The organism is Amycolatopsis cynarae (genome assembly GCF_026802195.1).
Taxonomy (GTDB): domain Bacteria; phylum Actinomycetota; class Actinomycetes; order Mycobacteriales; family Pseudonocardiaceae; genus Amycolatopsis_E; species Amycolatopsis_E rhizosphaerae.
Genome location: NZ_CP113836.1, coordinates 1,403,816 through 1,423,811, shown reverse-complemented (window position 1 = coordinate 1,423,811; position 19,996 = coordinate 1,403,816). Strand labels below are relative to the sequence as shown.

Here is a 19,996-nt window from a genome sequence, read left to right as displayed (position 1 = left end):
CTTTGCCCGCGTACGTCTGTACCGATCCCGTGATCGAGTCAGGACTCGATCATCGCCGGGGCTTCTCGCTCACCCCGACGTGATCGCGTGCCCACTCGTTGAACTCGCGCAGCTGGCGCCACGCCTTGCGCACCCGGTCCAGACAGGCTCGCTCGTGCAGCGTGTCGTCCGGTTCCCAGCCGCGGACCGCGTACAGCGAGCGGTGTTTGAGCAGGTCCAGCCGGGGATGCCCGTCGGGGACGCCACGAGGCTTCGTCTTCAGCACGTCGCCGGCAAGCTGCCAGCCGGACCGCCGCAGCCGCCGCAGGATCCCCTCCAGCGCACCGCCGTGGATCTCGGTGTCCACGGCCTGGCGGAACCGGGCGAGCTGGTCGGACTCCAGGTGGAAACAACCTCCCCCGGCCCGCAGGCCGGCGGAGGAGATCTCCACGTAGTAGGCGCCGCCGCCCCGGCCCTGCTCGATCACCGCGCCGCAGTGCGTCTTGTACGGGCTCTTGTCCCGGGCGAACCGGACGTCGCGGTAGGGCCGGAACACCTTGCCCTCCCCGAACTCGCGGCCGAACTCGGGCAGCAACTCGGCCAGCAGCGCCTCCATCGGCGCGCGGACGTCGGCGCGGTAGAGGGGGAGGTGGTCCTCCCAGAAGGCCCGGGAATTGTCGGCCATGAGCCCGTCGTAGAACTCGACCGCACCCTCACCGAACCCCGTGAACTCCACCGCCCCAGCCTAGAGCCTGTTTTGGCAGTGGATCTGCGTGGCGGTGCGGGTAGCGGAACCTGACGTGGTCCCTCGCTGTGGGATCTCCTCCTCATGAATGCCAATCAGAGGAGTCGCCGGCAATGCTGTTCTTGCGAGGAACCACGTCAGAACCCACGGCGGTGCGAGCTGCCAGCCCACCGCAAGCGGCTCCGCCGCTTAGGAAACACGACCTAAACCGCGCGAGTTTTCAGGGTCGAAGGTTCTCCAGGTCCTCGAGCAGGCCGGGGTGCGACGGCTGCCACCCGAGCGCTTCACGGGTGTAAGCGCTGGATGCGGGCTGGTCCATCGCGAAGATCGGGCCGAACGGGCCGAAGTTCTCCTCCGGCACGGGCCGCACCGGCAGGTTCAGCCTGCGGCCGACGACGGTGGCGATGTCGCGTACCGCGTCGCCCTCGTCGGCGACCGCGTGCCAGGCCGTTCCGGCCGGCGCCGATTCGAGGGCCAACCGGAACAGGACGGCCGCGTCGAGGGCGTGCACGGCAGGCCAGCGCTGGGTGCCGTCGCCCGGGTAGCCCGCCACTCCGGTGCGGCGCGCCTGCTCGGTCAACAGGCCGGCGAATCCGCCCTTGCCCTCGTTGTGGACCGTGCGCGGCATGCGGACAGCCGTGGCGCGAACACCCCGCGAGGCCAGCGAAAGCAGCGTGTTCGCCGAGCGGCCGCGCTCTCCCACCGGCCCGTCGGTCGGCACCGGGTCGGCCTCGGTGGAGGCGCGGCCGGGCACCCAAGGCGTTCCGGAAACGGTGACGATCGGGCGGTCGCTGCCGACGAGCGCGGCTCCCAACGTGGCCATCGCGGCGCTCTCCTCGGCGATGGCTGCCGCGAGCACGTCCGGGCTGCTGTAGTCGCGCCCGAACGCGAGACTGATGACGCCGTCGGCCTGCGCGGCCCCGGCCCGCAGGACGTCGAGGTCCGAGATCCCTCCGCGCAGCACCTCGGCCCCGGCGTCCTTGAGGGTCTGCTCGGAGCTGTCCGAGCGGGCCAGCGCGAGCACGGTGTGGCCGTTGCCGAGCAACTCGGCGACGACGGCGGAGCCGATGGTGCCGGTACCGCCGGTGACGAAGACGTGCATGGACTCTCCTGAAAAGTGACGGGACTATTGTCGCATCACCACGGTAGCAGGGTGACGAAACACATGTCCCATCACCTTGTAGTATCGGCCCATGCCGCGATGGGAACCAGGAGCGCGCGAACGACTCGTCGTGGCCGCCGTCGACCTGTTCACCGAACAGGGCTACGACGCCACGACGGTGGCGCAGATCGCCGAGCGCGCCGGGGTCACCAGGAGCACCTTCTTCCGGCACTTCTCCGACAAGCGCGAGGTCTTGGTGGCCGGGCAGGAGACGCTGGGCCAACTGCTGGCCGAAGGGATCGCCGAGGCGCCCGAAAGCGCCAGCCCGCTTGAAGCGGTCGCCGCCGGCCTCGAGCGGGCCTCGGGTGAAATGGGACCGATGAACCGCGAGCTCGGCCCCCGCCTCAAGGCCGCCGTGGCGGCCAGCGCCGAACTTCAGGAGCGGGACGCCCTCAAGAGCGTCGGCCTCGCGGCCGCCATGAAAGCCGCGCTCGTCGCCCGCGGGGTCCCCGACGCCACCGCGCACCTCGCTGCCGAGATGGGAGTCCTCGCGTTCAAGCGGGGCTACGCGCAGTGGACCGAAGCCGACCGTGATGACGCGACAGGGCTCGCGCCCCATGCGCTCGCCGCCCTGGAGGACCTTCGCGCGGCAACCGCGACGCTGGGCTGATCTCCCGGGAGCAAGGGGTCAGACCGCGGCGCCGGGCAGTGGGGCGAAGGTGACGCCGGTGGCGGCCGCGCGCCGGACACCCCAGTCGTAAAGCGCCTGCAGCGCCGGTCCGAGCGCGAGGCCCTCCTCGGTGAGCCGGTACTCCACCCGGGGCACCGCGTCCTCCACCGGACGCCGCGAGACCAGGCCCGCGGACTCGAGATCGCGCAACTGCTGGGTGAGCATCTTCTCGCTGATCCCGGGCATGCGCCGCCGCAGCTCGCCGTACCGGTGCACACCCTCCTTCAGATGCGCCAGGATCACCGGCTTCCACCGGCCGCCGATCACCTCGATCGCCAGCTCCACCGGGCAGTAGTAGTTCCGCGCCAACGGTTTTCCCTCCCCACGCACCGAAAAGTGCGTACTTGACCGGTTTCCGCCGCGGTGTTGCCATCGACGGCGTGATCGTCGAGTACATCCGGTACCACGTGTCCGGACCACAACGAACGGAGTTCGAGGCCGCCTACGCCCGCGCCGCCGAAGCGCTGGCGATGGCCGAGCAGTGCCTCGACTACGAACTGTCCCGCTGCATCGAAGACCCCGGCCACTACATTCTGCGCATCGCCTGGACCTCGGTGGAAGATCACCTGAAGGGCTTCCGCTCCGGGCCGGAGTTCGCACGGTTCTTCGCCGAGATCCGCCCCTACGTCTCCGGGATCGAGGAGATGCGCCACTACGAACGGACCGCGGTCGCCGGGACCGGAGGCGGCGGCCGCCTGCCCACCCTCTACGACTGGGCAGGCGGACAGGAAGCCCTGATCCGCCTGTTCGAGGCGTTCTACCGGCGAGTGCTCGCCGACGAACTGCTGGCACCGGTGTTCGCCGGCATGGATCCGCACCATCCCCGGCACGTCGCCGACTGGCTCGCCGAGGTGTTCGGCGGCCCCACCCGCTACAGCACCGAACGGGGCGGCCACCGGCACATGATCGGCAAGCACCGTGGCCGCGGCATCACCGAAGAGCAGCGCCGCCACTGGGTCTCGCTGCTGCTCGACACCGCCGACGAGGTCGGCCTGCCCGCCGATCCGGAGTTCCGCGCGGCCTTCGCGGGCTATCTCGAATGGGGCAGCAGGCTCGCCGTGTTCTTTTCCCAGCCGGGCGCCCCGGCCGGGGCCGACGAGCCGATGCCGCGGTGGAACTGGGGTGCCGCCCCGCCCTGGCAGCCCCGGCCCGCCCCGAAGACGGACTGAGTTCCCGCCGCTTTCCCGGCCCGCGCCGGGAAAGCGGCGGTTTCCGTCGATCTCAGCCGAAGAAGACCTCGGCCTCCTCGTAACGGGCCGCGGGCACCGTCTTCAGCTCGGCGGTCGCCTCGGCGAGCTTGACCCGCACGATGTCGGTGCCGCGCAGCGCCACCATCACCCCGAAGTCGCCGTCGGCGACGGCGTCCACCGCGTGCAGGCCGAAGCGGGTGGCCAGCACCCGGTCGTAGGCCGTCGGCGTGCCCCCGCGCTGCACGTGCCCGAGCACCACCGCACGGGACTCCTTGCCGGTGCGCGAGGCGATCTCGTCGGCCAGCCAGGTGCCGATCCCGCCGAGCCGGACGTGCCCGAAGGCGTCCTTCTCCCCGCTGGTGAGCACCTCCGAACCGCCCTCGGGCAGTGCGCCCTCGGCGACCACGATGATCGGCGCGTACATCCGCTCGAACCGGCGCTCCACCCACTCGACCACCTGGTCCACCGAGAACGGCCGCTCGGGCACCAGGATCACGTTCGCCCCGCCGGCCAGCCCGGCGTGCAGCGCGATCCAGCCCGCGTGCCGCCCCATCACCTCGACCACGAGGGCCCGGAAGTGCGACTCGGCGGTGGTGCGCAACCGGTCGATGGCCTCGGTGGCGATGTGCACCGCGGTGTCGAACCCGAAGGTGTAGTCGGTGGCGGCGAGGTCGTTGTCGATCGTCTTCGGCACGCCGACCACGCCGATGCCCTCATCGGTCAGCCTCTTCGCGACGCCGAGGGTGTCCTCGCCGCCGATCGCGATCAGGGCGTCGATGTGCTGCTCGGCGAGCACCGCCCGGATCCTGTCGACCCCGCCCTCCTCCTGGTAGGGGTTGGTGCGGGAAGAACCGAGGATGGTGCCCCCGCGGGTCAGGATCTCCTCGACGTCGGCCAGGCCGAGCACCCGGCTCTCCCCGGTCATCGTCCCGCGCCAGCCGCTGCGGAACCCGACGATCTCCCAGCCGTGGGTTTCGATGCCCTTGCGGACCACCGCGCGGATCACCGCGTTCAGACCGGGGCAGTCACCACCACCGGTCAGCACCCCCACTCGCATCTGTTTCAGCCCCTTCGAACTTGTCCTGGATCACATTTCCCGGACCCAGCGTAGCCGTGGTCACCCTTGATCGGTAAAGCGGAGGGCGCTTTGGTAGGGTCGCTTTCATGCCGCGGTATTTCTGGTTTAGCGGGCCGGCCCTGGGTGGGCCAGCCGGCAAAGCCGCCGTGCGCTGAACCTTCCACCCTCGAGCCGGATGAACCAGACCGGCTCGGTGGATTTCGACGGCGGGCCGGTCGCGAAAGGAAACGCCCGCCATGCCGCTCACCGCCGGCCCCGCCGACACGCTGCCCACGCTGGACAACCGGCGAACACACAGCGTCAGCCCGTTGATCTCCCCCGCCCTGCTGCGCCAGGAACACCCGATGGACGCCGCCATCGCCAAGACCGTGGCCGAGGGCCGGTCCGCCACCGTCGACATCCTCAACGGTGACGACGACCGCCTGCTCGTCGTCGTCGGGCCGTGCTCGGTGCACGATCCCGAGGCCGCCATGGACTACGCGCGGCGGCTCGCCGCCAAGGCCGAGGCCGTCCGCGACCGGCTGCACGTGATCATGCGGGTGTACTTCGAAAAGCCGCGGACCACGCTCGGCTGGAAGGGCCTGATCAACGATCCGGGGCTCGACGGCAGCTACGCCGTCAACCGCGGCCTGCGGCTGGCGCGCAAACTGCTGCTCGACATCTCCGCGCTGGGACTGCCGGTCGGCTGCGAATTCCTCGACCCGATCACCCCGCAGTTCATCGCCGACACCGTCAGTTGGGGTTCGATCGGCGCGCGCACCGCGGCCAGCCAGGTCCACCGGCAGTTGTGCAGCGCGCTGTCCATGCCGGTCGGGATCAAGAACTCCACCGAGGGCGACGTGCAGGTGGCGGTCGACGCGACGCGGGCGGCGGCGGCCAGCCACGTCTTCCCGGGGATCAACGCCGACGGCCTCGCGGCACTGATCACCACCACCGGCAACCCCGACTGCCACGTGATCCTGCGCGGCAGCTCGGCGGGCCCGAACTACGACACCGAAACGGTGCGCGACGTGCTCGCCCGGCAGGCGAAGGCGGGGCTGCCGCAGCGGGTGATCGTCGACGCGAGCCACGGCAACAGCGCCAAGGACCACCGCAGGCAGGCCGCGGTGGCCGGGGAACTCGCGCAGCGGATCGGTGACGGTGAACGCGGCATCGTCGGCGTGATGCTGGAGAGCTTCCTCGAAGCGGGACGCCAGGACCTCGTGCTGGGCCAGGGCTCGGCACTCACCTACGGCCAGTCCATCACCGACGCCTGCCTCGACTGGGCCACCACCGATGATCTCCTCACCACGCTGGCGGCAGCGGTGGACCGGCGGCGCGGCTGAACGCGCGGAGGCTGGGGCGTGATGCCCTCAAGGCCACCTTGAGGGCACGCCCCCGGTCCCAGGAGTGCCGTTCCCCCGTCGAACGACTGCCGTGAGGGGCCCCCTCACGGTCGTCACGGCTGTGAGGGGGCCCCTCACAGCAAAGAACGCCAGGCCCCCTGAGCCGGGGGTCAGGGCAGGGGGTGGAGGGGTTTGCGGAGGCGGACGGCTTCGATGACGCGCCAGCGTTCGAGGTTGTGGCGGGCGTCGGCGAGCGCGTCGTGGAGGTCGACGGGCGGGGCGGGCAGTTTCGGCTTGCCCACGTCCTCCCAGCGCTGCCGCAGGTCCCGGGTGAACCGGGGCAGCTGGCGCGGCAGATCCGGCATCGCCCCCCACAGCTGGGCGAGCGCGACGTGGTCGTAGGCGGCGTACCAGGCCCACAGTTCGATCCCGCCGGACGGCTTGCCGAAGAACTCGAGCAGGTCGGCACGGATCTGCGACCGGCTGCGCCACGCCTTGTCGGCGGGCGAGGGCAGCTTGTCGAGGACGTTCTCGCGGACCCACGGGCCTGCCTTGGCGGGGTCGAAGTCGGTCGAGACCGCGTAGAACTCCCGGCCCCGCTCGTCCACGACACCGATCGACACCAGGTCGATCGTCACGCCGTCCTCGATGAATTCGGTGTCGTAGAAAAATCGCACCGAAGCACCTTAGGCCGGGGCTACCGGGCCTTCGCCCTGGGGACCCCCGCGGCCTCGGCCGACTCGGCGGCCCCATCCGCCTGCGAGGGCACCGACGGGCGCACGCCCGCCGCCTCGGCGGCCATGAGTTCCTTCGCCCGCGCCGCGTAGATGTCCACGTACTCCTGGCCGGACAGCTCCATCAGCGCGTACATGATCTCGTCGGTGATCGAGCGCTCGACGAACCGGTCGCCGGAAAGACCCGCGTAGCGCGAGAAGTCCAGTGGCTTGCCGAAGCGGATCTCCAGCCGGTGCGGCCGCCACATCTTGGACCCGATGGGGTTGACCTTGTCGGTGCCGATCATGGCGACCGGGATCACCGGCACCCCGGCCTCCAGCGCGATCCGCGCCACACCGGTCTTCCCCTTGTGCAGGCGGCCGTCCGGCGACCGCGTGCCCTCCGGGTAGATGCCCAGCAGGTGCCCCTCCCGGAGCAGCCGGATCGCGGTGTCCAGCGCGGCCTGCGCGGCGGAGCCGCTGGACCGGTCGATCGGGATCTGGCCGATCCCGGTGAAGAACCACTTCTTCAGCCGTCCCTTGAACCCCTTCTCGGTGAAGTACTCGGACTTCGCAGGGAAGGTGACCCGGCGCCGCACGCGCAGGGGCATGAAGAAGGAGTCGGCCACCGCGAGGTGGTTGCCGGCCAGGATCGCCCCGCCGGTCGCCGGGATGTTCTCGACGCCGGTGACCTTGGCGGGCCACAGCAGCCTGAGCAAGGGGCCCAGGAGCACGTATTTCAACAACCGGTACAGCACCGCGACATGGCCTCCAACCTGCCCGGATCGGCTCGCCGATCCAGCGTACGGACGATGCGGCGCCCCGCACAACGCCGCGGGCACGGCGTGCGCGGGATGTCACAGCGCGCAAGATCGCCGGGGCGGTCACCCTGTTCGCGGGTGCACCCGGCTGTTGGTGTGCAGGTACCCGGCGGCTCCGTTCGCGAAGCCGTAGATCGCGACGGTCTGGGTGTCCTCCAGCGGATCCGCGGGTGGCATCAGGAAATGCGTCTCGCTCACCGGGAGCAACTCGTATCCGATGCGGTCCGGTTTCCCGAGGAACTGTGCCTGCATCGGGTCGAGGACCAGGGTGAGGTGCAGCGTTCCGTCGTCGGCGAACACCTCGTACCGTGCACCTGGGCGCTCGTAGACGCCCTCGTACCTGGACGGGTCGAGGTCCAGTGCCGGGTCCGGTGCGGGCAGGTCCGGGATGGTGGCCGCGCCGAGGTCGGTCAGGATCTCGTTGAACACCTTGCGGTAGAAGCTTTCCCGCGGGCCGCCGTTCGTCAGCATCACGACGGCGGTGTCCGAGTCCGGCAGGAGCCGGAGCCGGGCGTTCTGGCCGATCGTGCTGCCGTCGGTGGCGTAAACGGTTTCACCGTGCCAGTCGCACACGATGAGACCGAGCGCCCATTCCGGACCGAACAGGTACGGGTCCGGCACGGAAACCCGCGAACGCATCATCTCCCGGATGCTCTCGGCGGACACGATTCGCCTTCCGCCGGGCGCCGTGCCCTCGCTGAGCAGGACGTGCGCCATCGAGAGCACCTCCCCGGTCGTCGAGGTGATGTTGCCGCCGGGCCCGAAGGCACGCGGCAGGTGGTCCACCGGTGTGACGATGGCGCCCTCGTCCGGCGAACGGATCAGGTGCCCGGTCGCGGCCCGGGTCTCGTCCACCTGCTCGCGCCGACTGTTCGTACTGGTCAGGCCCAGGGGATCGAAGAGACGATCCCGCATGACGTCGTCCCAGCGCTTACCGTCGAGCACCTCCAGGATGCGGGCGAGGATCGCGTAACCCAGCGCCGCGCTGTAGCCGTGGGTGTGGCCCAGCGGGAAAACCTGGGGCGCGTCGGCGATGTTGCCGACCATGCGCTCGTAGACATCGTCGTCTTCGCCGGGATCGCCGTAGGCCTCCTCGATACCGCTGGTGTGGTGCAGCAGATGCCGAGGGGTGAGCTTGGCGCTCGCCTCGAGATCGGCTACCGCGAAGCCGGGCAGGTAGGTTCGCACCGGTTCGTCCAGGTCGGCTCTCCCCTCGTCGACGAGCTGCATGAAGGCCAGCGCCGTCCATGTCTTGGTCATGGAGCCGCACTGGAAGACGGTGCCGGTCGTCACGGGTTCCCGCGTCTCCACGTTCTTGACGCCGACCGCGAATTCGGCCACCTCCCCATCGTGGAGCACGCCGATCGAGGCGCCCGGGATCCCGTACTCGGTCAGGAACCGGGCGAGGCGGGCGCGAATCCCCGGCACGTCGATCTTCATCGGGGGAGCCCGACCGCGTTCGCGGCGTCCGCTTCGAAGTACTCCGTCGTCGCGTAGGCGCCGGCGTGTGTCTCGAAGAACTGCCGAACGCCCTCGACGGAGTCGTGGGTGATGACGTTGACCGCTTTGGCCCCGTTCTTGCTCGCGACCGCCACCTTCCACTCGGCACCCTTGGGGAGATCGGCGTGTGCCTGCTTCAGGCCGCTCCAGAACCTGCCGTCGTCCGAGACGGTCGACAGCGCCATGACGTGCATCCTCGTGTCCTCCTCATTTCCGAATGAGGAAAAGCTACGTTGCGTTTCAACTAGCGTCAACGAATTGGCCCACAAAACCACAGCTTAAGCGCCAATCGTTGCAACAGAATTGTGAATGAATGCAACTCACTCGACCGGTCGTTGCACTGTACTGTGGGTGAACGCAAGGAGGAGAGGTGCGCCAGTGCCCGGAGGCAGGCTGACCCACGAGGATCGACGGCGGATCGCGGCCTGGCTGGCCGAAGGGCTCGGGTATGCCGAGATCGGCCGACGGCTCGGCCGTCCGACGTCCACCATCAGCCGCGAGGTGGCACGGAACGGCGCATCCGGCGCCTACCTGGCCGAGCGCGCCCAGCAGGCCGCCGGCCATCGTGCCCGGCGGCGCAAGACGGCCCGCCCCGCCGAGTCGACGGCCGACGGGCAGACCGAGGTGGTGCGCGGCTTCGTGGAGCGGTTCGCGACCCTGCTGGCCGCAACCGGCCTGCCCCGGATGACCGCGCGGGTGTTCGTCTGCCTGCTCACCGCGGACGCCGACGGCCTGACCGCAGCCGATCTGGTGCGCAGGCTCCGGGTCAGCCCGGCGTCGGTGTCCAAGTCCATCGGCCACCTCGAAGCCATGGAGTTGGTCGTGCGCCGACCGGACCCCGGTGGGCGCCGCGAGCGGTACTTCGTCGGGGACGGCGTCTGGCTCCGCGCGTGGCAGACCGACACCGGCGCGCACGGCGAGATCGCGGCGGCCGCGCAGCGGGGCATCGAGATTTTCGGCGCCGAAACCGCCGTTGGCGCCCGGCTCGGCGAAATGGGCCGGTTCTTCGCCTGGCTCAGCGAACAGATGAGCGACAGCCTCGTCGCCGAGGCCGTCGCCCACGACGCACTGACCGTGCTCGCCGCACTCGTGCACGCCGGCCGGCCGCTCACGCTCGCCACGCTGGCCACCGCACTCGGCTGGCCTCCGGACCGCACTGTCGCCGCACTGGAGGCGATCGACCGTCGCCCGGCCATCGCCGATCCACTCGCCCTGCGGACCATCGGGCCCGGGACCTACACCCTCATCGCCAGAACGGACCGCCTCAGCCCGGCTCAACGCGAAGCACTCGGGACGTGAGTGACACCAGCGCGGCACCGCAGGTGCGCCGGGCATGTTCGGATCGGCCCCCGCATGGGACCATGGACGGCACAACCGGATCATCTGCCTGATCGACGAAGTCCACGGAAGGGCGGCCGACCATGCCCGTACTCGCCGGTGCGGAACCCTTCACCCACAGCGGTTCCGGGCGGATCGGCGTCCTGCTGTGCCACGGTTTCACCGGCACGCCGCAGAGTCTGCGCCCCTGGGCCGAGTACCTGGCCGCGCGCGAGTTCACCGTCCGCTGCCCGCTCCTGCCCGGTCACGGCACCAGATGGCAGGACTGCAACCGCACCGGCTGGCCGGACTGGTACGCCTGCGTGCGCGACGAACTGCTCGCCCTGCTCGACTCCTGCGATTCGGTGTTCGTGTTCGGCATGTCGATGGGCGGCACCCTGGCCCTGCGGCTGGCCGAGGAGTTCGGCGAGCAGATCCGCGGCCTGGTGCTGGTGAACCCCTCGGTCACCACGCTGCGGTGGGACGCCAAGCTGCTGCCGGTGCTGTCGAAGGTGCTGCCCTCGGTCGCCGCCATCGGCAACGACATCGCCAAACCCGGCGTGACGGAACTGGCCTATCGCCGGACCCCGGTGCGCGCCGCGGCGAGCCTCGCCCGACTGTGGCGGATCGTCCGCGCCGACCTGCCAAAAGTCACGCAGCCGCTATTGTTGTTCCGGTCCGCCGTGGACCATGTGGTGGAACCGGTGAACGCGGCGCTCATCCGTTCCGGGGTGCGCAGCGAGTGGCTCACCGAGGTAGTGCTGGAAAACAGCTTCCATGTGGCCACGCTCGACCAGGACGCCCCGCTGATCTTCCAGCGCAGCGTCGAGTTCGTACAGGAGCAGGTGGGATCCCGATGAGCTCGCACGGCACCGATCCGGAGGACGTGGATGCCGCGTTCGCGGCGATCGTCGCCGATCTGCGCGCGGAGGGCGTCGGCGAGTTCGACGAGGAAACGCTGGAACCACAGCAACCGCCCCAAGCGCCCCAGCCGCCGCGCCCGGCAGGCGCCGTCCCGCCGCCGGACCGGGACCCGTCCTGGCGCGGCGGCGGAACGCCCTGGGACGACGTCGTCCTCGGCGACGATCCGGCCGAGGACAACGAGCACTTCGTGCCACCGGAACCGCCGCCGCTGCCCAGGCCTGGCAAGGGCGCCTTCGTCGTGCTGCTGTTCTTCCTGGTGGGCCTGTTCCTGCTGATCGCGCCCGGGCTGATCGGGCTGAGCGCCACCATGGGCACCCCGTTGGGCATCCTCTCCCTGGTGATCGCGCTCGCACTGCTCCTGTTGCGGGTCAAGCAGGGCCCGCCCGACGGGGCCGATCCCAGCAACGGAGCCCAGGTGTGACACCCGGGATCCCTTAGTAGGGCGTGTCTCAAGCGGCGGAGCCGCTTGCGGTGGGCCGTCAGCTTGCACCGCCGCGGGTTCTGACGTGGTTCCTCGCAAGAACAGCACTGCCAGCGCTTCGTGAATTGGCATTCATGAGGAGGCGATCCCACAGCGAGGGACCGCGTCAGGTTCCGCCACCTTCGACACAGGTCCTAGGGTCCTCGCATGGCTCGTGTGATCATCGCCCCCGACAAGTTCAAGGGATCGCTGCCCGCGAAGGAGGTCGCCGAGGCGGTGGCGGCCGGGCTGCGTCGCGCGGTGCCCGGGACCGAGACGCTGGCCTGCCCGATCGCCGACGGCGGGGACGGGACGGCCGCGGCCGCGGTGGCCGCCGGGTTCGAGTTCGTCCCGGCCGAGGCGACCGGCCCCACCGGCGAGCGCGTGCGCACGGGCTACGCACGCCAGGGCGCGGTGGCCGTGGTCGAACTGGCCGCCGTGTCCGGACTGAGCCTGCTTCCCGGTGGTGTCCTCGCCCCGCTGACGGCGAACACGGTCGGTGTGGGTGAACTGATCGGCCGGGCCCTCGCCGACGGCTGCACGCGGATCGTGCTGGGCCTGGGCGGGAGCGCGAGCACCGACGGCGGCTCCGGGCTGGTACGGGGGCTGGGTGCCAAGCTGCTGGACGACGGCGGCCGCGAACTCCCCCTGGGCGGGAAGGCGCTGCTCGATCTCGCGCACGTCGACCTCACCGGGATGGACCCACGCCTGCGGGAGGCCGAGATCATCGTGGCCAGCGACGTGGACAATCCGTTGCTGGGTACGCAGGGCGCGGCGGCGGTGTACGGGCCGCAGAAGGGCGCCACGCCGGAGGAGGTCGCTCTGCTGGACTCGGCGCTCGGGCATTTCGCGGACGTGGTCGATCCGGCGATGGCGGACGCCCCGGGCGCCGGTGCCGCCGGGGGCACCGGCTACGCGGCGCTCACCCTCCTGCACGCGCGCTTCCGGCCGGGAATCGACGTGGTGCTGGAGATGACGGGTTTCGAGGCCAAGCTGCCCGGAGCCGACCTGGTGATCACCGGAGAGGGATCCTTCGACGAGCAGACCCTGCGGGGCAAGGGCCCGGCCGGGGTCGCCGAGGCCGCACGGCGGCTCGGCATCCCCGTCGTCGCGATGGCCGGGCGTCTCGCGCTGCCCCCGGAAACCCTGCAGGAGCACGGTTTTTCCGCCGCGTACGCGCTGACCGACCTCGAGCCGGACGTCACGCGCTGCATGGCGGAAACGGCCCCGCTGCTGGAGCGGCTGGCCGCCCGCGTCGCCGCCGACTGGCTTTGACCGGGCGGCGGCAGGCGTTGGCCGTGAAGGGTCCCTTCACAGCAAATACGACTGCAAATACGACCGTGAAGGGGCCCTTCACGGCTCGCCCCAGCCCGGCTGGCCGCCGGTGTTTCAGCCGGCGAACATGGCCTTCCACTCGTCTAGCGAGCGCGGGCGGTACACGTAGTTGTTCTCCCGCACCGACGAAAGCGGCGCCGACGGGGCGGCCGAGTACTGGTGGCCGGGGAACACCACCGGATCGCCCTGCAGTTCCGCGAGCCGCCGCAGGCTGTGGTACATCGCCTCGGCGTCCCCGCCGGGGAAGTCGGTGCGCCCGCAGCCGTCTAGGAACAGCGTGTCGCCCGCGACCAGCCGCCCCTCCAGCAGGAAGCATTGGCTGCCCGGCGTGTGCCCGGGGGTGTGCAGCAGCCGGATCGGGATCTCGCCCACGTGCACCACGTCGTCGTGGTCGTGCGGGGTCAGGTCGGTCTTCGACACGCCGGTGACACGCTGCACCCACTCGGCCTCTGCGCGGTTGACGTGCACCGGCACCGGTTCGCGCGCGAGCAGTTCGGCCAGCCCGTGGAGGGTGAAACCCATCATCGTGCCGCCGACGTGGTCGGGGTGGTGGTGCGTGGCGAGCACCCCGGCGAGCCGCATGTCGTCCGCGGCCAGCACGTCCAGCAGATCGCCGACCGCGTAGGCGGGGTCCACGATCACCGCCTCCCGCGTCTCGCGGTCCCCGATCAGGTAGGCGAAGTTGACCATCTGCGTGGCGATCGGATCGCCCACGGCGAAGTCGCGCCCCGAGAGCAGCTGGCGGAAGTACAGGCGGTCGGACATGCCAGCAGACTAGAGCCTGCCGTCGACGTGGTCCGCGTGGCGGTGCGGGATCCCGACCTCGAGCGCTCAGCCGAACACGGTCTTCGGGCGCTCCTGTTTCACGCCGTCGAGGTAGACGTCGACCTTCTCGTCGTAGAAGGCCACCAGGCCCTGCACCTTCTGGCTCTCGGGCAGGGGCATCCGGTAGTACCAGGCGATGTCGGGATGCACGCGATCACCGATGCGCACCGAGTAGTACTCCGCCTCGCCCTTGTACGGGCAGCGGGTGATCGTGTCACTGGGCTCGATCAGGTCCAGCCGGACATCGGTCTTGGGCAGGTAGTACCGGGTGGGCAGGCCGGTTTCGAACAGCAGCCGGGGGCTGCGGGAATCGGCCACCGTCACCCCGTCGATCTCGACCCGCACATGGCGGGAGCTGGCGAGGACGTCCACGCGGGTGTGCGGGTCGCGCGGGTGGACGAAGATCTCCTCGTCCTCCTCGAACCACGCGTCCATCGCGGCGAAGTCCAGCCGGACGTGACCGCGCAGATCCTCGATCGGGGAGTCCGCGTACTCCAGCGCGGCGTCCGCGGCCTCCCGCTCCCCCACCCGGACCGTCTCGAGCTTGCCGTCCCCGCGACTGGGCGAGTGGTGGGTGTTGCCCGAAGGCACCAGCACGCCTGCCGCGATGTCCTCGCGCGGGATGTAGTACGTCGGGTAGTAGGGCACCTCCCAGACCAGCAGCGGCCGGATGGTGTCGGCGACGAACCTGCCGCCGAACACCGCCCGCACCCGCTTGGCGCCCCGCTCGACCCGTACCCGGCCCCGTCCTTCGCTGCTCATGACCGGCGCAACCGGCCGGGCCGCGGGTTTATTTCCCCGGCAGCCGCCCGATCGCCCACTCGGCCCATTCGACGTGCATCGTGGCGTAGCGCAACCCCCATTCCAGCGCGAGCGTGCCGTACACCGACAGCGAGTCGTCACCCCAGTCGACGGACTCCCTCACCTTGCGCAGCCCGTCCCGCAGTTCCGCCACCTGGTCCCGACTGCGCAGGAGGAACTCGCGGGCCTCGGCGGGATCCACGGTGTCGAGGAAGAAGACCCGCAGCAGCAGGTCGTTCCGGCGGCGTTGCTGCGGGGGGACCTCCAGCACCCAGTGCCGGAGCTCGGCCCGGCCCTCGTCGGTGATGGCGTACTCCTTGCGCCCCCGCGGCCCCTCGGCCGTGACCTCGATGAGGCCGGTGGCGGCGAGCCGGGAAAGCTCGGTGTAGACCTGGCTCTGGGTGGCGGGCCACACGTTGGCCAGCGAAATTTCGAACTTCCGCAGCAGGTCGTAGCCGCTGCCGGGACCACCGGCGAGCAGGCCGAGCAGTGCGTGTCTCAGGCTCATGACCCGATCCTACATTCCACTCTTGACATGTCACTACAGGAGCTTCTAGTTTTGACATGTCACAACTGGAATGTCTGGGAGGACCGATGAACTACCTGCGCAGCTTCGCGCCCTGGATCCTGTACGCCGTCGTGGCGACGCAGTTCGACTGGCGCACCAGCGCCCTCATCGGCTTCGGCCTGTCCTGCGCCGTAGCGGGGTGGGGGCTCCTGCGGCGTACCCCGCTCGACGCGATGGTCATCGAACTGAGCGCCGCGCTCTTCTTCGCCGCGCTCTCCGTGGTCGCCTTCGCGGCCCCCGATTCCCCGGTGCGCGACGAGGTCGTCACGCTGTCCTCGGCCTGGCTGGGCCTGACCGCCTGGGGCTCGCTCGTCCTCGGCCGCCCCTTCACGCTGGGCATCGCGCGGCAGATGACCGACTGCTCACTCTGGGACAATCCCGTGTTCCGCAGGACGAACGTGGTCATCACCGCGGTCTGGGCCACCGCCTTCACCCTCGAAGCGCTCGCGCTGGGCTTCCTCCTGGCCTTCGCCCCGCACGCCACGGCCGCCGTGGTCACGCTCAAGATCGCGAGCTTCGCGGTGCCGGTGCTGTTCACCGTCCGCTACCCGCGCATCGTGCGGGCGCGCTACGCGAGCCGGCTGGGCGGTGCGGCATGACCGAAACCGGCTTCCATCTGCGCGGTGTCTACGCCCCGGTGACCGAGGAACTCACGGCCTTCGACCTGCCCGTCACCGGTGCAGTGCCGCCCGAACTCACCGGCTGGTACCTGCGCAACGGGCCCAACCCCCGTGCCGACTCGGCGCACTGGTTCCTCGGCGAAGGCATGATCCACGGTGTCCGGCTGGAGGACGGCCGCGCCGCCTGGTACCGCAACCGCTGGGTCCGCACCCGCAGCTTCACCGGCGAGGCGACGCTTGTCCGGGAGGACGGAAGTTTCGACCTGACCGCGTCCCTGGCCAACACTCACGTGATCCATCACGCGGGGCGGACGCTCGCCCTCGTGGAGTCTTCGCTGCCGTACGAGGTCACCCGCGAACTCGACACCGTCGGTCCGTACGACTTCGACGGCGCGCTGCGCACCCCGATGACGGCGCATCCGAAGCTCTGCCCCGAGACCGGGGAGCTCCACTTCTTCGGCTATTCACCCGGCCCGCCCTATCTGACCTACCACCGCGCGAACGCCCGAGGGGAGCTCGAACTGAGCCGCCCGGTGGACGTGCCGGGGCCGACGATGATGCACGACTTCACCCTCACCAGCAGGCACGTGGTGTTCCTCGACCTGCCCGTGGTGTTCGATCCGGCCGCCAACGCGGGTATGCCCTACCGCTGGGATCCCGGCTACGCGGCGCGGATCGGGGTGCTGTCCCGGCTCGACCCCCACGGTCCGGTGCGCTGGTTCCCCGTCGACCCCTGCTACGTCTTCCACACCCTCAACGCGTACGAAGCCGGGGACCGGATCGTGTTGTACGTCGTGCGGTACCCGCACCTGTGGTGGGCAGGCCACGAGGACGCGCCGTCGACACTGTGGCGCTGGACCGTCGACCTCGCGACGGGCACGGTCACCGAGGACCAGCTCGACGACCGGCCCTGCGAGTTCCCGCGCATCGACGACCGCCTCGCCGGGCAGGACGTCCGCTACGGGCACGTGACGGCGGGCGACACGCTGGTGCGTTACGACCTGCACGCCGGAGGTTCGCAGGCACACACCTTCGCGGCGGGCAGGATCCCCGGGGAGGCGGTGTTCGCGCCGCCGAACTGGTTGCTCACCTACGTCCACGACGAGACGCGCGGCACCAGCGACCTGGTGATCCTCGACGCCAACGACCTGCGCACCCCCGTCGCCGCGGTCCACCTGCCCGGCCGCGTGCCCGCCGGTTTCCACGGCAGCTGGATCGCGGGCTGAGCCCCGCTAGCGGGAGCGGTCGAAGGCGCCGTCCGCCGCGAAGACCAGCTTGGCGAAGCGTTCGCCGATGCGGCGGTGCGTGGCGGCGTCCGGGTGGAGCCGGTCGGGCAGCGGCAGTTCGGCGAAGTCGGCCTCGCCGTAGAGCTCCCGGCCGTCGAGGTAGTGCAGGTTCGGGTCCTCGGCCCGCCGCTGCCGCACGATCCGGGCCAGCTCGTCCCGGATGACGCGCAGTGTCAGCTTCCCGTTCGCCCGCTCCGCGGGATCGCCCAGGGCGCGGAACAGCAGCCGCCCGGAGCCGAGCGAGGCGAAATCCATGGCGCTGGGACCCGGGACGTCCTCGTGGAGGGGGCACAGGATGGGCGAGACGACCAGCAGCGGGGTCTCCGGATGGCCTTCCCGGATGGTGTCGAGGAAGCCGTGCACGGCGGGGCCGAAGGCGCGCAGGCGCATCAGATCCGCGTTGACCAGGTTGATGCCGATCTTGACGCTGATCAGGTCGGCGGGGGTGTCACGAAGGGCGCGGGCGGTGAACGGGTCGAGCAGAGCGCTGCCGCCCAGCCCCAGATTGACCAGTTCCACGTCGCCCAGCGCGGCGGCGAGGGCGGGCCAGGTGGCGGACGGGCTCGCGGCGTCCGAACCGTGGCTGATCGAACTGCCGTGGTGCAGCCACACCCGGCGTCCCCGGTCCCGGGCGGGCTCGATGGGGGCATCGGTGCGCAACGCGACGAGTTCGGTGGTCTCGTTGTGCGGCAGCCAGATTTCGACGTCCTTGGCCCCGCCGGGCAGATCGGCGAAACGGAGGGTGCCGACCGGGCCGGGGCAGTGCTCGGCGGTCCCGGCGGCGAGGTCGACGGTCACCGTGTTGCCGCCGGTGACACTCGCCTGGCCGGCCAGCCGGCCGTCAACGAGCAGGTCGTACACGCCGTCCGGGCGGGGCGGGACACCGACGTAGACCCGTTTGGTGGGCAGCGTGTCCAGTTCGACGACGGTGGCACGGGTGCGAAACGCCAGCCGCACCCCGGAGGGCTGGGACTCGGCCATGGCGAGCTGCCCGTCGGCGCATTGGGCTCGGGCTCGGGCGGGCAGTCGGTGCGGCAGCACGCCGTGCGCGGTGCGCTCCAGATCGAGGGCACCGCGCAGGAGGTCCGCGGTGACGGGGGTGGTGATCCAGTCGTGCAGGGAATTCATGGTCTACTTCCGCAGCAGGGTGTCGAGGTGATCCAGGATCCAGACCCAGGTCTCTTCCGTACCGGGCGCGCTGTGGCTGAAGCCTCCGGCCAGTTCCAGGCTGACGTAGCCGAAGAAGACACTGCCCAGCAGCCGCACGGCGTGCGTCTCGTCCGGTTCCGCCAGGTCGTAGCCGCGCAGGATCGCCCGCGTCATCTGCGCATGCCTGCCCCCGGCGCTCGCGGCGGCGGTTTCCGGATCCAGCCGGAACCGCGCGGCGGCGAAGCGGCCGGGGTGTTCGCGGGCGTAGTCGCGGTAGACGTTCGCGAAGGCGGCCAGTGCGTCCTTGCCCGCCCGCCCGGCCAGGGCGGCGGCCGCCCTGTCGGCAAGTTCGTCCAGCGCGAACAGGGCGATCCTGGTCTTGAGGTCCTGGGAACCGGCCAGGTGCGAGTACAGGCTCGCCGCCTTGACGTCGAAGCGCCGGGCGAGTTCCGAGACGGTCACCTGGTCGAAGCCGATCGCGTCCGCCAGCTCGGCCCCGGCCTGGACCAGTCGCTCCGTGGTCAGTCCGGCGCGCGCCATGCTCTCCCCCTTTGCCCATTAGGCCATTTCCTACAAGGCTTAGGCAAAAGAAGATACACCGCAGGACAAGCCCGGGTTCACCCAGCCCTCAGACGCGGTGACGGGCGAGGAGGTCGCGGCCCATGTCCCTGGCCCGCAGGGCGGCATCGAGGTCGCCTTCGGTGGCGGCGACGATCGAGCCCTTCATCAGGATGTGCCAGGAGTGGGCGAATCCTTCGGGATCGGCCAGCCCGGCCTCCTCGGCGAGCGTGCGCACGAGGGCCCGGATGTTGGCCAGGTACCGGATGCTCGCCTGCCCCAGCGGGTGCGCGGGGCCCATCTCCAGCAGCACGTTGATGAACGAGCAGGTGTCGAACTCCTCCCGACGGCGGAACCAGCCGTCGAACACGTCGAAGATCGCGAGCAGCCTGTCCACCGGCGTCTCGCCGCGCCGCCGGGCCTGCGCCTCGACGAAACCCACCGTCCAGAGCTGCTCGCGCCGGTCGAGGAAGGCGAGGACGAGCGCTTCCTTCGACGGGAAATGGCGGTACAGTGTGGCCTTGGCCACCCCCGACCGGGCGATGACCTCATCGATTCCGACGCCGCGGATCCCGCGGCGGGAGAAGAGGTCATAGGCCGTGGTCACGATGCGTTCCCGAGCATCGGACCTGGTTGCGGCCGCGCTGTCGGTAGTCATGTCGCGCACATGGTAGCCACGGGCAGCCCCGGTCAAACCTGCCGAGACAGACCTGTCCGGCCGTCACCTCCGGCCCGGCCAGTTTGCCACCACACCGGTAGTGGTACTCCCGGTTCATGCACGTGCCCGAGGAGGACCGGCTCCGGCCGGTTCTGTCCGATGTGGACTACCCGTGCGGCAGGGCGGAACTGGTCCACCAGGCCGCCGCGCACGGGGCGGACGACGACATCCTCGGCCACCTCGCCGGTCTGCCCGAGGGTGACTACACCTGTTTCGAAGCCGTCACCGGAGCGCTCGCCGAGACGGTGTGAC

24 protein-coding genes are annotated in these 19,996 nt (G+C 70.4%); 10 read left to right on the top strand and 14 right to left on the bottom strand.

Features of this window, described 5'->3' with window-relative positions; all coding sequences use genetic code 11:
* Nucleotides 1–49: 49 nt before the first annotated feature.
* Together ORV05_RS07000 and ORV05_RS06995 are read right to left on the bottom strand one after the other, a co-directional pair.
* On the bottom strand, nt 50–715 hold the full coding sequence (locus ORV05_RS07000; protein ID WP_268757624.1) for a DUF2461 domain-containing protein: 666 nt from the start codon (nt 713–715) through the stop codon (nt 50–52).
* Nucleotides 716–944: 229 nt separating this feature from the next.
* A complete protein-coding gene (locus tag ORV05_RS06995; protein ID WP_268757623.1) occupies nt 945–1,826 on the bottom strand; it encodes an SDR family oxidoreductase in 882 nt (293 codons plus the stop codon).
* A 91-nt stretch (nt 1,827–1,917) separates the two neighbouring features.
* On the opposite strand from ORV05_RS06995, the gene ORV05_RS06990 reads away from it, so the two are divergent.
* A complete protein-coding gene (locus ORV05_RS06990) occupies nt 1,918–2,496 on the top strand; it encodes a TetR/AcrR family transcriptional regulator (protein WP_268757622.1) in 579 nt (192 codons plus the stop codon).
* An 18-nt stretch (nt 2,497–2,514) separates the two neighbouring features.
* Here the strand turns inward: ORV05_RS06990 and ORV05_RS06985 are convergent, their stop codons facing one another.
* Entirely contained in the window at nt 2,515–2,865 is a 351-nt protein-coding gene (locus ORV05_RS06985) for a winged helix-turn-helix transcriptional regulator (protein WP_268757621.1), read from the bottom strand.
* A 35-nt stretch (nt 2,866–2,900) separates the two neighbouring features.
* Between ORV05_RS06985 and ORV05_RS06980 the strand changes: the two genes are divergently transcribed.
* Nucleotides 2,901–3,725 carry a group II truncated hemoglobin gene (locus ORV05_RS06980; RefSeq protein ID WP_268757620.1) on the top strand — a complete coding sequence of 275 codons (825 nt, stop codon included), beginning with the start codon at nt 2,901–2,903 and terminating at the stop codon, nt 3,723–3,725.
* 52 nt (nt 3,726–3,777) lie between these two features.
* On the opposite strand, the gene ORV05_RS06975 is transcribed toward ORV05_RS06980, so the two are convergent.
* Nucleotides 3,778–4,803, bottom strand: a complete 1,026-nt coding sequence (locus ORV05_RS06975; RefSeq protein ID WP_144593273.1) for a 6-phosphofructokinase — start codon at nt 4,801–4,803, stop codon at nt 3,778–3,780.
* Nucleotides 4,804–5,060: 257 nt separating this feature from the next.
* On the opposite strand from ORV05_RS06975, the gene ORV05_RS06970 reads away from it, so the two are divergent.
* A complete protein-coding gene (locus tag ORV05_RS06970) occupies nt 5,061–6,149 on the top strand; it encodes a 3-deoxy-7-phosphoheptulonate synthase (RefSeq protein ID WP_268757619.1) in 1,089 nt (362 codons plus the stop codon).
* 170 nt (nt 6,150–6,319) lie between these two features.
* Here the strand turns inward: ORV05_RS06970 and ORV05_RS06965 are convergent, their stop codons facing one another.
* The 4 genes from ORV05_RS06965 to ORV05_RS06950 all read right to left on the bottom strand — a co-directional run bounded on the left by ORV05_RS06965 (nt 6,320) and on the right by ORV05_RS06950 (nt 9,368).
* Nucleotides 6,320–6,826, bottom strand: coding sequence for a polyadenylate-specific 3'-exoribonuclease AS (locus tag ORV05_RS06965; protein WP_268757618.1), 507 nt, complete (start codon nt 6,824–6,826; stop codon nt 6,320–6,322).
* 20 nt (nt 6,827–6,846) lie between these two features.
* Nucleotides 6,847–7,620: a lysophospholipid acyltransferase family protein gene (locus ORV05_RS06960; protein WP_268757617.1), complete on the bottom strand. Its 774-nt coding sequence runs from the start codon at nt 7,618–7,620 to the stop codon at nt 6,847–6,849.
* A 126-nt stretch (nt 7,621–7,746) separates the two neighbouring features.
* Nucleotides 7,747–9,123, bottom strand: a complete 1,377-nt coding sequence (locus tag ORV05_RS06955) for a serine hydrolase domain-containing protein (RefSeq protein ID WP_268757616.1) — start codon at nt 9,121–9,123, stop codon at nt 7,747–7,749.
* Nucleotides 9,120–9,368 (bottom strand): hypothetical protein, encoded by a 249-nt coding sequence (locus ORV05_RS06950; RefSeq protein WP_268757615.1) that lies wholly within the window; start codon nt 9,366–9,368, stop codon nt 9,120–9,122. The genes ORV05_RS06955 and ORV05_RS06950 overlap by 4 nt, the downstream gene beginning before the upstream one ends.
* Before the next feature lie 193 nt (nt 9,369–9,561).
* On the opposite strand from ORV05_RS06950, the gene ORV05_RS06945 reads away from it, so the two are divergent.
* The 4 genes from ORV05_RS06945 to ORV05_RS06930 all read left to right on the top strand — a co-directional run bounded on the left by ORV05_RS06945 (nt 9,562) and on the right by ORV05_RS06930 (nt 13,159).
* Nucleotides 9,562–10,482, top strand: a complete 921-nt coding sequence (locus ORV05_RS06945) for a MarR family transcriptional regulator (protein WP_268757614.1) — start codon at nt 9,562–9,564, stop codon at nt 10,480–10,482.
* Nucleotides 10,483–10,604: 122 nt separating this feature from the next.
* The gene (locus tag ORV05_RS06940) at nt 10,605–11,360 is read left to right on the top strand and encodes an alpha/beta hydrolase (protein WP_268757613.1); all 756 of its coding nucleotides are present in this window, start codon (nt 10,605–10,607) and stop codon (nt 11,358–11,360) included.
* Complete coding sequence (locus tag ORV05_RS06935) at nt 11,357–11,845, top strand: hypothetical protein (protein ID WP_268757612.1); 489 nt, start codon at nt 11,357–11,359, stop codon at nt 11,843–11,845. Before ORV05_RS06940 ends, ORV05_RS06935 begins: the two co-directional genes overlap by 4 nt.
* A gap of 207 nt (nt 11,846–12,052) precedes the next feature.
* Complete coding sequence (locus ORV05_RS06930) at nt 12,053–13,159, top strand: glycerate kinase (RefSeq protein WP_268757611.1); 1,107 nt, start codon at nt 12,053–12,055, stop codon at nt 13,157–13,159.
* A gap of 114 nt (nt 13,160–13,273) precedes the next feature.
* Here the strand turns inward: ORV05_RS06930 and ORV05_RS06925 are convergent, their stop codons facing one another.
* The 3 genes from ORV05_RS06925 to ORV05_RS06915 all read right to left on the bottom strand — a co-directional run bounded on the left by ORV05_RS06925 (nt 13,274) and on the right by ORV05_RS06915 (nt 15,353).
* A complete protein-coding gene (locus ORV05_RS06925; RefSeq protein WP_268757610.1) occupies nt 13,274–13,984 on the bottom strand; it encodes an MBL fold metallo-hydrolase in 711 nt (236 codons plus the stop codon).
* Nucleotides 13,985–14,050: 66 nt separating this feature from the next.
* Nucleotides 14,051–14,806 carry a DUF427 domain-containing protein gene (locus ORV05_RS06920; RefSeq protein WP_268757609.1) on the bottom strand — a complete coding sequence of 252 codons (756 nt, stop codon included), beginning with the start codon at nt 14,804–14,806 and terminating at the stop codon, nt 14,051–14,053.
* A gap of 28 nt (nt 14,807–14,834) precedes the next feature.
* Nucleotides 14,835–15,353, bottom strand: coding sequence for a PadR family transcriptional regulator (locus ORV05_RS06915; RefSeq protein ID WP_268757608.1), 519 nt, complete (start codon nt 15,351–15,353; stop codon nt 14,835–14,837).
* An 86-nt stretch (nt 15,354–15,439) separates the two neighbouring features.
* On the opposite strand from ORV05_RS06915, the gene ORV05_RS06910 reads away from it, so the two are divergent.
* Both ORV05_RS06910 and ORV05_RS06905 read left to right on the top strand, forming a co-directional pair.
* Nucleotides 15,440–16,012 carry a hypothetical protein gene (locus ORV05_RS06910; protein WP_268757607.1) on the top strand — a complete coding sequence of 191 codons (573 nt, stop codon included), beginning with the start codon at nt 15,440–15,442 and terminating at the stop codon, nt 16,010–16,012.
* Nucleotides 16,009–17,259, top strand: coding sequence for a carotenoid oxygenase family protein (locus ORV05_RS06905; RefSeq protein ID WP_268757606.1), 1,251 nt, complete (start codon nt 16,009–16,011; stop codon nt 17,257–17,259). The genes ORV05_RS06910 and ORV05_RS06905 overlap by 4 nt, the downstream gene beginning before the upstream one ends.
* Before the next feature lie 6 nt (nt 17,260–17,265).
* Here ORV05_RS06905 and ORV05_RS06900 read toward each other — a convergent pair whose 3' ends face one another.
* From ORV05_RS06900 to ORV05_RS06890, 3 genes are all read right to left on the bottom strand, one after another.
* Nucleotides 17,266–18,447, bottom strand: a complete 1,182-nt coding sequence (locus ORV05_RS06900; RefSeq protein ID WP_268757605.1) for a GDSL-type esterase/lipase family protein — start codon at nt 18,445–18,447, stop codon at nt 17,266–17,268.
* Nucleotides 18,448–18,450: 3 nt separating this feature from the next.
* On the bottom strand, nt 18,451–19,008 hold the full coding sequence (locus ORV05_RS06895; protein WP_268757604.1) for a TetR/AcrR family transcriptional regulator: 558 nt from the start codon (nt 19,006–19,008) through the stop codon (nt 18,451–18,453).
* Between the two features lie 88 nt (nt 19,009–19,096).
* Nucleotides 19,097–19,684 (bottom strand): TetR/AcrR family transcriptional regulator, encoded by a 588-nt coding sequence (locus ORV05_RS06890; protein WP_268757603.1) that lies wholly within the window; start codon nt 19,682–19,684, stop codon nt 19,097–19,099.
* Between the two features lie 116 nt (nt 19,685–19,800).
* Here ORV05_RS06890 and ORV05_RS06885 point away from each other — a divergent pair, with 116 nt between their 5' ends.
* On the top strand, nt 19,801–19,995 hold the full coding sequence (locus ORV05_RS06885; RefSeq protein WP_144592230.1) for a DUF2795 domain-containing protein: 195 nt from the start codon (nt 19,801–19,803) through the stop codon (nt 19,993–19,995).
* The last annotated feature ends 1 nt before the right edge of the window (nt 19,996 follow it).

Coding starts and splice junctions, on each gene's coding strand:
- ORV05_RS06995 (WP_268757623.1), bottom strand. CDS start 1,826: ATGCACGTCTTCGTCACCGGCGGTACCGGCACCATCGGCTCCGCCGTC.
- ORV05_RS06990 (WP_268757622.1), top strand. CDS start 1,918: ATGCCGCGATGGGAACCAGGAGCGCGCGAACGACTCGTCGTGGCCGCC.
- ORV05_RS06975 (WP_144593273.1), bottom strand. CDS start 4,803: ATGCGAGTGGGGGTGCTGACCGGTGGTGGTGACTGCCCCGGTCTGAAC.
- ORV05_RS06970 (WP_268757619.1), top strand. CDS start 5,061: ATGCCGCTCACCGCCGGCCCCGCCGACACGCTGCCCACGCTGGACAAC.
- ORV05_RS06955 (WP_268757616.1), bottom strand. CDS start 9,123: ATGAAGATCGACGTGCCGGGGATTCGCGCCCGCCTCGCCCGGTTCCTG.
- ORV05_RS06950 (WP_268757615.1), bottom strand. CDS start 9,368: ATGGCGCTGTCGACCGTCTCGGACGACGGCAGGTTCTGGAGCGGCCTG.
- ORV05_RS06940 (WP_268757613.1), top strand. CDS start 10,605: ATGCCCGTACTCGCCGGTGCGGAACCCTTCACCCACAGCGGTTCCGGG.
- ORV05_RS06935 (WP_268757612.1), top strand. CDS start 11,357: ATGAGCTCGCACGGCACCGATCCGGAGGACGTGGATGCCGCGTTCGCG.
- ORV05_RS06930 (WP_268757611.1), top strand. CDS start 12,053: ATGGCTCGTGTGATCATCGCCCCCGACAAGTTCAAGGGATCGCTGCCC.
- ORV05_RS06925 (WP_268757610.1), bottom strand. CDS start 13,984: ATGTCCGACCGCCTGTACTTCCGCCAGCTGCTCTCGGGGCGCGACTTC.
- ORV05_RS06920 (WP_268757609.1), bottom strand. CDS start 14,806: ATGAGCAGCGAAGGACGGGGCCGGGTACGGGTCGAGCGGGGCGCCAAG.
- ORV05_RS06915 (WP_268757608.1), bottom strand. CDS start 15,353: ATGAGCCTGAGACACGCACTGCTCGGCCTGCTCGCCGGTGGTCCCGGC.
- ORV05_RS06910 (WP_268757607.1), top strand. CDS start 15,440: ATGAACTACCTGCGCAGCTTCGCGCCCTGGATCCTGTACGCCGTCGTG.
- ORV05_RS06905 (WP_268757606.1), top strand. CDS start 16,009: ATGACCGAAACCGGCTTCCATCTGCGCGGTGTCTACGCCCCGGTGACC.
- ORV05_RS06900 (WP_268757605.1), bottom strand. CDS start 18,447: ATGAATTCCCTGCACGACTGGATCACCACCCCCGTCACCGCGGACCTC.
- ORV05_RS06895 (WP_268757604.1), bottom strand. CDS start 19,008: ATGGCGCGCGCCGGACTGACCACGGAGCGACTGGTCCAGGCCGGGGCC.
- ORV05_RS06890 (WP_268757603.1), bottom strand. CDS start 19,684: ATGACTACCGACAGCGCGGCCGCAACCAGGTCCGATGCTCGGGAACGC.
- ORV05_RS06885 (WP_144592230.1), top strand. CDS start 19,801: ATGCACGTGCCCGAGGAGGACCGGCTCCGGCCGGTTCTGTCCGATGTG.